Below are 10,288 nucleotides of genomic sequence, written 5' to 3' on the forward strand. Positions count from 1 at the left end.
CCTATGAGCATTCAAGCGGGAATTCAGCACGCGTTGGAACGGATTGAGGTTGCGCGCACCCAGTATGGGGCATCGCAAAAAGTTGCGCTCGAGCTTGCCGTGAAGACGCGATCCGCCGAGGAATGCGCGCAAGCAGCACGGCTGTTGAAAAACCTTGGCCAGCCGATCTTGCTTGGCCACAATCGCGTTCAGGAAGCCCGAGATACCGTCGATGCTATCCGTAGCGTCGACGGCTCTCACGTGCACTTGATCGGACCATTGCAATCGAACAAGATCAATCAAGCGTTGGCGTGCGTCGATCTGATTGAATCCCTCGATTCTGTAGCGCTCGCCGCGAAGATCGACCAGCGTCTTTCCACTTCCCTGCCGGTTTTCATCGAGGTCAACGTGTCCGGTGAAGACACGAAACACGGGTGCCAGCCGGCAGACGTTGATTCTGTCGTTGAGGCAGTCGTGAGGTCAGAACACTTGAAGCTCAGTGGCTTCATGACAGTTGGGCTGAATTCCCCTGTCGAGGCTGATGTTCGCTCCGCGTACGCACTGCTTCGCAAGATCCGAGATCGAATCAGGGTCTCGTACGCGATGAGCAAGCTGGAACTGTCGATGGGAATGTCGAATGATCTTCACTGGGCGATCGCCGAAGGCGCAACAATCGTCCGCGTCGGCACCGCCGTTTTCGGGGCGCGTAACCTGGGCTAGGGGCAAAACTGGGACATGAGCATGACGCGTGTCTATCTCACCCTTGATCTGATTCGAGAAGTCGGCGGAGAACGGAGTTTCCTACGAGGAATTGAGTACGTCTCTCAGCTCTCAATAATCACTGGCTCTTGACAACATCCTCGCGACTGAGACAAGCCGCGGGGATCAGCTCTGACCAATCACGGAATGCGGTGCACCCACTCGTAGGTCGCGAACTTCGTTTCGCACCGTTCCTTCGCACGCTGGATGTCGGCTTCAGTGATTTCACCGTCAGTAGCGTTGTACTTCGTCTTGAAATGGTCGTAGAAGGTGTCGAGGATCTGCTCGCGTGGCAGACCGATCTGGGAGCGCATCGGGTCAACACGCTTGACAGCGCTACGGGTTCCTTTGTCGCGGATCTTTTCCATGCCGATGCGCAGAACCTCGTTCATCTTCACTGCGTCGATGTCGTAGGCCATTGTCACGTGGTGAACCATGTAGCCGTTTGACCAGCGCTTTTGTGCTGCACCGCCGATCTTGCCCGCTTCGGACGCAATGTCATTCAGCGGAATGTACTTCGCCTTCACGCCTAGCTTTGCCAGGACTTCCATGACCCACTGGTCCAGGAAAGGGTATGACTGTTCGAAACTCATTCCTTCAACCAGAGCGGTCGGAATAACCAGCGAGTACGTGACGCAGTTGCCGGGCTCCATGAACATAGCGCCGCCGCCGGTGACGCGACGGGACACGGTAATGCCGTAGCGTTCGACGCCATCCTGCTGGATCTCGTTCTGGTAGGACTGGAAGGAACCGATGACAACCTGCGGGCCGTTCCATTCCCAGAGTCGCATGAACGGCTTACGGCGACCAGCCGCAACATCTTCGACCAGGGTCTCGTCCATGGCAACGTTAATCATCGGGTCGACAACGGGACCGTGAATGACCTCGAAATCGATGTCATCCCAAGAAAGCGCATGTCCCAGAGCACGACGAACGGCCACGCCAACAGCGGCGGGCGTAACACCCATGAGAACGTCATCGGGATCCAGGCCAGCTTCAACGCGCGATGCGATCTCAACACCCGACAGTGATGCGGGGGCACCTTCAAGCGCGCCCGTCATACGCAGTAGCGCATCATCGGGGTCAAGGAAGAAGTCGCCAGAGAGACGCACATTCACTATCGAGTCGTTTTCCACGTCGCAGTCAACAACGACGAGCTTGCCACCGGGAACTTTGTACTCTCCATGCATGCCTTAATTGTCCTCCGCCACGCCCCGCAATGCGAATCGTGCCAGCGTTTTCAGCTGAAGTTCACTCACGCAACAGTGGCGCCACGCCCGAATGCAACAGCCCCCACATGTAGGCGTCGAAGAGCGCTTCCCACGAGGCCTCGATAATATCCGTACCGATACCAACGGTCGACCAGGAGCGATGTCCGTCAGTGGTTTCAATCAGAACGCGAATCGTGGAGTCGGTGCCCGCACGATCCTCGTCCAAAATACGCACCTTGAAGTCAGAGAGCTTGAAGCTCGCGCACACCGGGTAATCGCGAGTCAATACGTGACGGAGTGCCCGGTCGAGAGCATTCACAGGCCCATTTCCTTCGGCCGTTCGAATGTGACGGCGTTCCGTGTGAATCTTGACGGTTGCTTCCGATTCGGCGAAGGGATCGCCCTTGACTTCGGCGATTTCCTGAGTCGTCACCTTCCAGGACTCGACGCGGACGAAGCGTGGCATCTGCCCAAGTTCGCCCAGCGCCAGCAGTTCGAAAGAAGCGTCGGCAGCATCGTAGGTGTAGCCGGCAGCTTCGCGTTCCTTCACCTTTGCCGCCAGCACGCCCGCGGCATTCGGAAGAGCAGTCAGGTCGATGCCGAGTTCCTCAGCCTTCAGCTCGATTGAGGACTTTCCAGCCATTTCGGATACCAGCATCCGCATGCCGTTCCCTACCAGGGAGGGATCGATGTGCTGGTACAGATCGGGATCGACGCGGATCGCGGATGCGTGCAGGCCAGCCTTGTGTGCGAATGCCGAGGTTCCAACGTAGGGGTCGCGCGCGAACGGCGTGATGTTCACGAGCTCCGCAATGCGGTGGGACACGGAGTCCAGCGACGAGAGCGCATCGTCCGGGATCACATCAAAACCACACTTGATCTGCAGGTTCGCCGCACACGTTAGCAGGTTCGCATTACCGGTGCGTTCACCGTAGCCGTTGACTGTACCCTGGACCTGACGCGCCCCCGCTTCCACGGCAGCAATGGTGTTCGCTACCGCGCACCCGGTGTCGTTGTGAGCGTGAATGCCGAGCACCGTTAAACCGCACCCGGCCTCATCCAAAGCTTGACGCGAACGCGCCGTCAGCGCACCGATAGTCGACGGCAGGTTTCCACCGTTCGTGTCGCACGGAATAACTGCGACGGCTCCAGCGCGCGCGGCCTCGAGCATCACTTCAATTCCATATGAAGGATCGAATGCGAGCCCGTCGAAGTAGTGCTCCAGATCGACCATGACGTCGATACCTTCGCCCGTCAGGTATTCGACGGTGTCACGCACCATGCGCAGGTTTTCTTCGAGCGTTGTTCGTAGCGCACGCGTCACATGGCGAGGATCCGACTTCGCAACCAGCGTGACGACCGATGCGCCTGATTCAGCAAGCCCAGCAACCTGGCGATCCTCGGATGCCCGAACGCCGGCTTTCGTGGTGGCACCAAAGGCTGCAAGGCGCGCGTGACGCAACTGGATACCGCGAGCACGCTGGAAGAACTGCGTATCTTTCGGAATCGCGCCCGGCCATCCGCCTTCGATGTAGTCGACGCCCAGCTCGTCCACAATGGGTAGTGCTGCGAGCTTGTCAGCGACGGACAGGGAAATGCCCTCCTGTTGGGCTCCGTCGCGCAAGGTCGTGTCGTACAGGGCAACGTGTTCGCTCATTGCCAGCTCCCTCGAGTTCAGCGCGTGTGCGCTTTGGTCTGGTCAGGTCGTGTTGGGCTAACCGTTCAGATATGGGTGGGTGGCCTCATCACAATCGACGAGGCCGCGACCACTGATTCAACGTTCAACGGAGGACGCGCGCGACATCGCGCGCTGCGCCCTTCGATGCGCTCATTGCCGTTGCGGCGTAGAGCTGCAGTGCGGGTGAGACAACGCGGTCACGGTTCAGCGGAGTCCACGGGTGTTCGCGTGCTTCCTGAGCGGCGCGACGGCGTTCGATTTCCTCTTCGGGGACATCGAGCTGCAGAAGACCCTCGTTCACGTCGATGATGATCGGATCGCCGTCTTCGATCAGGCCGATAAGACCACCGTCAGCAGCCTCAGGCGAAATGTGTCCAACGGAGATGCCAGACGTGCCGCCGGAGAAACGACCGTCGGTGATGAGGGCGCAGGCTTTACCAAGGCCTCGTCCCTTGATAAAGGAGGTCGGGTAGAGCATTTCCTGCATGCCCGGCCCCCCTGCGGGCCCCTCGTAGCGAATGACAACAACGTCGCCAGCTTCGACGGTCTTGTCGAGGATCTTTTCGATGGCTTCGTCCTGGGATTCCATGACGCGCGCTCGGCCTTCGAAGTGGAAGAGAGACGGGTCAATACCGGCTGCCTTGATGATGGCGCCTTCGGGGGCAAGGTTGCCGAAGAGAACGGTCAGGCCACCGTTTGCGGTGTAGGCGTGCTCGATATCGCGGACGCAACCATTTTCCTGATCGAGGTCGAGTTCAGCCCACTTATTCGAGGTAGAGAACGGTTCGGTGGTGCGCACGTTTCCAGGCGCAGCCTTCCAAAGTTCGATCGCTTCGTCGGTGACGGTAGGCGACTTCGGATCCCATGCTCCCAGCCACTCGTCCAGCGACGGCGAGTGGATGGTGTGGACGGTGTGGGTGAGGAACCCACCACGGTCAAGTTCACCAAGAATGCGCGGAATACCGCCTGCTCGGTGGACATCTTCCATGTGGTAGTCGTTGTGGTTCGGTGCAACCTTGGACAGGCACGGGACGGTGCGTCCCAGTTCTGCGATGTCTTCGAGGTCGAAGTCAATTCCGCCTTCGTGCGCAACTGCCAGCAGGTGCAGGACGGTGTTCGAGGATCCTCCCATCGCCATATCCAGTGTCATCGCGTTGTGGAAGGCATCCTTGTTCGCGATGTTACGAGGCAGGACGGAATCATCTTCCTCGTCGTAGTAGCGGTGGCAGAGGTCAACGACCATTTCGCCTGCGCGCACGAACAGGTCGCGGCGAGCAACCTGGGTGGCGAGGGTTGAGCCGTTACCGGGCAACGACAGGCCAAGGGCCTCGGTCAGACAGTTCATCGAGTTCGCGGTGAACATGCCAGAGCAGGAACCACAGGTCGGGCAAGCAAGCTTCTCGATGGCGAGCAGCGCATCGTCGGAAACCTCGTCGTTCGCCGTCGCATTCATAACGGTGATGAGGTTGCCGTGGCCGGTCTTTGCGTCGCCAATGATCACGGACGGATCGATGTTCTTGCCAGCTTCCATCGGGCCGCCGGAGACGAAAACAACGGGGATGTTAAGGCGCATCGCAGCGATCAACATGCCGGGCGTGATCTTGTCACAGTTGGAGATGCAGACCATGGCGTCCGCACAGTGGGCATTCACCATGTATTCAACGGAGTCGGAGATGACCTCGCGGCTGGGGAGCGAGTAGAGCATGCCACCATGGCCCATCGCAATACCATCATCGACGGCAATCGTGTTCATTTCCTTGGCAACGCCGCCAGCTTCAACGATTGCGTCAGCGACAAGCTTGCCAACGTTACGAAGGTGGACGTGTCCAGGCACAAATTCGGTGAACGAGTTAACGACGGCAATAATCGGCTTCCCGAAGTCGCTATCTCTCATACCCGTCGCGCGCCAGAGCGCACGGGCACCAGCCATATTGCGGCCCTGCGTTGAAGTCGCGGAGCGAAGCTGCCTGCTCATGAGCGTCCTCCCAGTAATTAGGTAATGCGTTAAGCCTAAGAGGATTGGTTGACGCGCGTCCGACGAGGTCATTGAGTGAACAGACAGTTTGTCACATTCGCCTACCCAATGGACGCCTCGGCCTACGCCTCGTACCCAAACGTAATCTTTCACTCACGACGCGGTCGCTAGAAAGGATTACCGACGTGACTATCCGTACAACCCATGTGGGTTCACTCCCCCGCACACCCAAACTTGTCGACGCGAACTGGAAGCGCGCAAAGGGTGAGCTCTCCGACGCTGAGTTTGCTCTGATTCTTCAGGAAGAAGCAAACAAGGTTATTGCCAAGCAGGTTGAGCTCGGCATTTCGGTCGTTAACGATGGCGAGTACGGTCATGCGATGCTCGACACAGTCGACTACGGCGCATGGTGGACCTACTCCTTCTCCCGTTTCGGTGGTCTGACCGCTGAAGAGACCGCTCGTTTCGATGTGCGTCCTCCGGCAGGCCGCGAAGGTCGCATTTCATACTCTTCCTTCGCAGAGCGCCGAGACTGGCAACGTTTCCAAGACGCCTACTCCGATCCGGATTCCGGTATCCACATTGCGAATAAGAATCCCGTTGTCTTCCCGACGATCACATCGGAACTCACCTACATTGGCACCGACGCTGTCAACGCCGATATTGCCGGCACGAAAGCAGCCCTCGAAGCTGTTGGAAAGTCCGTGAAGGATGGCTTCATCGCCTCTATCTCCCCCGGCTCTGCCGCCCGCGTCGCCAACGCCTTCTATGAAGATGACGAGGCCGTCGTGTGGGCACTCGCTGATGTTCTTCGCGAGGAATACAAGCGCATCACCGACTCAGGCCTGACCGTTCAGATCGATGCTCCGGATATTGCCGAGGGCTGGGACCAGTTCGCTGTTGCCCCTTCACTCGAGGAGTACCGCGCTTTCCAGCAAGTCCGTATCGATGCTCTGAACCACGCACTTGCAGGTATCGATCCCGAGCTCATCCGTTTCCACGTCTGCTGGGGTTCCTGGCACGGCCCGCACACCACGGACATCCCGTTCAAGGACATCGTCGACCTCGCTCTTGCAGTGAACGCCAATGGCCTGACCTTCGAGGCAGCGAATGCGCGCCACGCTCACGAGTGGACAATCTGGAAGGACATCGAGCTTCCTGAAGGAAAGTACCTGATCCCGGGCGTTGTATCTCACTCCACAAACGTTGTCGAGCACCCCGAATTGGTTGCCCAGCGTATCCACCAGTTCACCGACATCGTCGGCAAGGAACGCGTTGTCGCATCGACCGACTGCGGCCTGGGTGGCCGCGTCTACCCGTCGATCGCATGGGCAAAGCTCGAATCACTGACTGAAGGTGCACGCCTGGCTGATCAGTGATCCAACTCCGCCCCTCACAAGGCTTTAGGGCTGTGGGACTCAGTCCCACAGCCCAGTCTTGTATATGGAGGCGGCCTCGTCGATAAAAATCAACGAGGCCCCTACGTTAAAAACGTGAAAGTCAAGCGAGACGGTAGAGCCAGTTGTACGGATCCGGACGGTGACCCATCTGGATACCGGTCAGCTCAGCGTGTATAGCCTTCGTCTTTTCACCAACGGGGAGCTCCACATCGAAGTCATCATTCGCAAGGCGAGTAATCGGCGTGATGACGGCGGCCGTGCCACACGCGAAGATCTCCGAAACAGCGCCGGAGCGGATGCCCGCAACCAGTTCGTCCAGAGCGATCTTTTCTTCACGAACCTCGGTTCCCTGCTCGCGCAACATACGGCAGATTGCAGAACGCGTACCACCCTCAAGGATGACACCGGACAGTTCGGGCGTACGGATCGTGCCGTCAGCCATGACGACGAACATGTTCATGCCACCGAGCTCTTCGAGATACTTTTCCTCGTAGGTGTCCAGGAAGCAGACCTGCGAGAAGCCCTTTTCAGCAGCGACTTCCTGCGGCATCAGGGACGCAGCGTAGTTGCCACCCGCCTTCGCGGCACCCGTGCCACCCGGGCCAGCGCGGTGATAGCCCTTCACGACCCAGATCGGAACACCGGTGAGGCCGGACTTGAAGTACGGGCCGGACGGCGAGCCGATCACGTAGTAGTCGACAACCTGGGCGGCGTGGACACCCACGAATGCCTCGGAGGCGAACATGAACGGGCGAAGGTAGAGGCTGGTGCCATCGCCTTCGGGAACCCACTTTGAATCCGCGCGAACGTAGTCAACCAGGGAAGCGACAAAGTCTTCGCGATCCATCTCGGGCAGAGCCAGACGACGAGCCGAGTGGTTGATGCGCGCCGCATTGAAAGTCGGGCGGAAGGTCCAGATCGACCCGTCATCGTGACGGTACGCCTTGATGCCTTCAAACACGGACTGCGAGTAGTGCAGAACCGCAGCACCCGGCGTGAGATCCAGCGGACCGTAAGGAATCACACCACGATCCGTCCAACCTTCACCCTTGATCCAGCGCATGTGGGCCATGTGATCGGTGAACTGACAGCCGAAGGTCAGATCATTCATCACCGCGTCGTATTCTGCCTGCGACGCAGGATTCGGGTTGACGGTAAGAGGGAAACGACCTGCAAGCTCGTCACCGGATCCAATCGGCTGAGCAGCCAAGGATTCCAGCTGAGTAGGCACATGCTCTTGGATCGCCATTATTTCTCCTCTTCGTAGGCGTTACGTCCAGGATATGTGTGGATACGACGATACTCGCCAAGGTTCCGTCATGTGAACCTAGGCGAGCATCAGTCGGTGAGAATACGCTCAGGCAAGTGCCACGCAGATCGCGTCTCCGATTTCGGAGGTGGAGCGAACCAGCGGAGCGCCTGCCTTATCGGCGGCAGCGCGGTCGGCCATGTCCTTTTCGATGGCGGCTTCCACCTTGGCTGCCAGTTCCGGCTTGCCAATATGGTCAAGCAGCAGTGCGACCGAGGAGATCGTTGCAGTCGGATCAGCCTTGCCCTGGCCTGCAATGTCGGGCGCAGAGCCGTGGACGGGCTCAAACATCGACGGGAATGCGCCGTCGGGGTTGATATTGCCCGATGCGGCCAGGCCGATGCCACCGGTGACTGCGCCCGCTTCGTCGGTGAGGATGTCGCCGAACAGGTTGTCGGTGACGATCACGTCAAAGCGTTGCGGGTCGGTGACCATGTAGATCGTGGCCGCGTCAACGTGGCAGTAGTCGACGGCGACGTCAGGGTATTCGGCTCCGACGGCTTCGACTGTGCGACGCCAGAGGTGTCCGGCGTTCACGAGGACATTGTGTTTGTGCACCAAAGTAAGTTTTTTACGAGGCCGAGCGTTGGCCTTTTCAAACGCGTAGCGTACAACGCGCTCAACACCGAAAGCAGTGTTGACTGAAACCTCGGTTGCGATCTCGTGCGGGGTGCCGACGCGGACGGCACCGCCGTTGCCACAGTAGAGGCCCTCCGTGCCTTCACGGACAACAACGAAGTCTGTGTTGTCGGGAATGCGTAGCGGCGAGGCAACGCCTTCGTAGTACTTCGAGGGACGAAGGTTCACGTAGTGATCGAGAGCGAAGCGGAGCTTCAGCAACAGACCGCGCTCAAGGACACCGGAGGGAACCGACGGGTCACCAACAGCACCCAGAAGGATGACGTCGTTTCCCCTGATTGCTTCAAGATCTTCGTCGGTCAGGGTGTCACCGGTGCGGTGCCAGCGGTCAGCGCCCAGATCGAACTGAGTCGTTTCAAGTTCCAGGTCGGAACCTTCAAGGACCTTGGTCAGAACCTTCAGGCCTTCGGGAACAACCTCTTTACCGATACCGTCGCCGGGAATCACGGCCAATTTGATCGTGCGCATACATCCAGTGTGCTGAGCTGCGTCTGTGTGCGCGGAAACGTCCGCCATGCGGATCCTTTCCCCGACGAGGCGGACATCCTCCTGCGCTATTCCTCCCCACGCGCTCCTTTCCTTTTCGATGCCGTCATTTCTCTTCTTCATTCCACACCTCACGCCCCAAGCGGGCAGCACGCCCTAGACAGGCTCCTATACACTGTTCCCATGCTTTCGTCTTTTCCTACGGCCAATTCTCCGTTCGATGCCCACGCGGAGCAGTGGGATTCTTCTCCCGTACGCGGGGAACGCGCACGCACCGTCGCCTCAGAAATAATGCGACGACTCCCTTCGGGAGGTCACTGGCTCGATATCGGTTCTGGGACGGGGCTGCTGGGGCTGGCTCTGTCCTCCCATGCCGATCACGTGAGTCTGGGTGATACGTCTCAGGGAATGTTGGAAGTTGCTCACCGCAACATTGCGGATGCCGGCCTGAATGATCGCATGGATGCCCTGTTCTGTGACGCGGAGCAGTGGGTCAGCGAAGTTCCCTCCCAGGAATATGACGTCATTGTGTCGCTGATGGCTCTGCATCATATGAAGGATCAGCGCTCGGTGATCCGTGCGCTTGTGGAGCGAGCGCGGCCGGGTGGCTGGGTTGCTCTGGCGGATATGGATGCGGACGACGGTTCCTACCATGCTGACGGAGATATTGTTCCGGCTCATCACGGCACCGAACGTGCTCTCGTTGAGCAGTTGCTCCACGAATGTGGCTGCCAGAATATCCTCGTCTCCACGGTGATGACGATTTCGAAGTCGGGGCGTGACTACCCGGTATTCCTTGCAACTGCGCAGGTAGCCCGACGCTAGCTCATTCCCCCCACTCGTATATGCATG

Annotated in this window: 8 protein-coding genes; 3 read left to right on the top strand and 5 right to left on the bottom strand. The window is 58.8% G+C overall.

Annotation, left to right across the window (positions count from 1 at the left end):
* Positions 1–3 precede the first annotated feature (3 nt).
* Positions 4–699, top strand: coding sequence for a YggS family pyridoxal phosphate-dependent enzyme (locus tag AC5RE1_RS05750; protein WP_179370535.1), 696 nt, complete (start codon positions 4–6; stop codon positions 697–699).
* Positions 700–878: 179 nt separating this feature from the next.
* Here AC5RE1_RS05750 and lplAB read toward each other — a convergent pair whose 3' ends face one another.
* The 3 genes from lplAB to ilvD all read right to left on the bottom strand — a co-directional run bounded on the left by lplAB (position 879) and on the right by ilvD (position 5,602).
* Positions 879–1,928, bottom strand: coding sequence for a lipoate-protein ligase LplAB (lplAB, locus tag AC5RE1_RS05755; RefSeq protein WP_103633508.1), 1,050 nt, complete (start codon positions 1,926–1,928; stop codon positions 879–881).
* Positions 1,929–1,989: 61 nt separating this feature from the next.
* Positions 1,990–3,606 (bottom strand): citramalate synthase, encoded by a 1,617-nt coding sequence (cimA, locus tag AC5RE1_RS05760; protein ID WP_179370536.1) that lies wholly within the window; start codon positions 3,604–3,606, stop codon positions 1,990–1,992.
* Between the two features lie 124 nt (positions 3,607–3,730).
* Entirely contained in the window at positions 3,731–5,602 is a 1,872-nt protein-coding gene (gene ilvD / locus AC5RE1_RS05765) for a dihydroxy-acid dehydratase (RefSeq protein WP_179370537.1), read from the bottom strand.
* A 185-nt stretch (positions 5,603–5,787) separates the two neighbouring features.
* On the opposite strand from ilvD, the gene AC5RE1_RS05770 reads away from it, so the two are divergent.
* Positions 5,788–6,981 (top strand): cobalamin-independent methionine synthase II family protein, encoded by a 1,194-nt coding sequence (locus AC5RE1_RS05770; RefSeq protein ID WP_103633506.1) that lies wholly within the window; start codon positions 5,788–5,790, stop codon positions 6,979–6,981.
* Positions 6,982–7,102: 121 nt separating this feature from the next.
* Here AC5RE1_RS05770 and AC5RE1_RS05775 read toward each other — a convergent pair whose 3' ends face one another.
* Together AC5RE1_RS05775 and AC5RE1_RS05780 are read right to left on the bottom strand one after the other, a co-directional pair.
* Complete coding sequence (locus AC5RE1_RS05775; RefSeq protein ID WP_103633505.1) at positions 7,103–8,251, bottom strand: branched-chain amino acid aminotransferase; 1,149 nt, start codon at positions 8,249–8,251, stop codon at positions 7,103–7,105.
* Between the two features lie 108 nt (positions 8,252–8,359).
* Complete coding sequence (locus AC5RE1_RS05780) at positions 8,360–9,418, bottom strand: 3-isopropylmalate dehydrogenase (RefSeq protein ID WP_103633624.1); 1,059 nt, start codon at positions 9,416–9,418, stop codon at positions 8,360–8,362.
* A gap of 201 nt (positions 9,419–9,619) precedes the next feature.
* Here AC5RE1_RS05780 and AC5RE1_RS05785 point away from each other — a divergent pair, with 201 nt between their 5' ends.
* Positions 9,620–10,261: a class I SAM-dependent DNA methyltransferase gene (locus AC5RE1_RS05785; RefSeq protein WP_103633504.1), complete on the top strand. Its 642-nt coding sequence runs from the start codon at positions 9,620–9,622 to the stop codon at positions 10,259–10,261.
* Positions 10,262–10,288: the final 27 nt, after the last annotated feature.

Source organism: Actinotignum sp. usb-actsch-rep-73, assembly GCF_059082735.1.

Bases quoted from the DNA above. Each gene is read 5' to 3' on its own strand.
- AC5RE1_RS05750 (WP_179370535.1), top strand. From the start codon at position 4: ATGAGCATTCAAGCGGGAATTCAGCACGCGTTGGAACGGATTGAGGTT.
- lplAB (WP_103633508.1), bottom strand. From the start codon at position 1,928: ATGCATGGAGAGTACAAAGTTCCCGGTGGCAAGCTCGTCGTTGTTGAC.
- cimA (WP_179370536.1), bottom strand. From the start codon at position 3,606: ATGAGCGAACACGTTGCCCTGTACGACACGACCTTGCGCGACGGAGCC.
- ilvD (WP_179370537.1), bottom strand. From the start codon at position 5,602: ATGAGCAGGCAGCTTCGCTCCGCGACTTCAACGCAGGGCCGCAATATG.
- AC5RE1_RS05775 (WP_103633505.1), bottom strand. From the start codon at position 8,251: ATGGCGATCCAAGAGCATGTGCCTACTCAGCTGGAATCCTTGGCTGCT.
- AC5RE1_RS05780 (WP_103633624.1), bottom strand. From the start codon at position 9,418: ATGCGCACGATCAAATTGGCCGTGATTCCCGGCGACGGTATCGGTAAA.
- AC5RE1_RS05785 (WP_103633504.1), top strand. From the start codon at position 9,620: ATGCTTTCGTCTTTTCCTACGGCCAATTCTCCGTTCGATGCCCACGCG.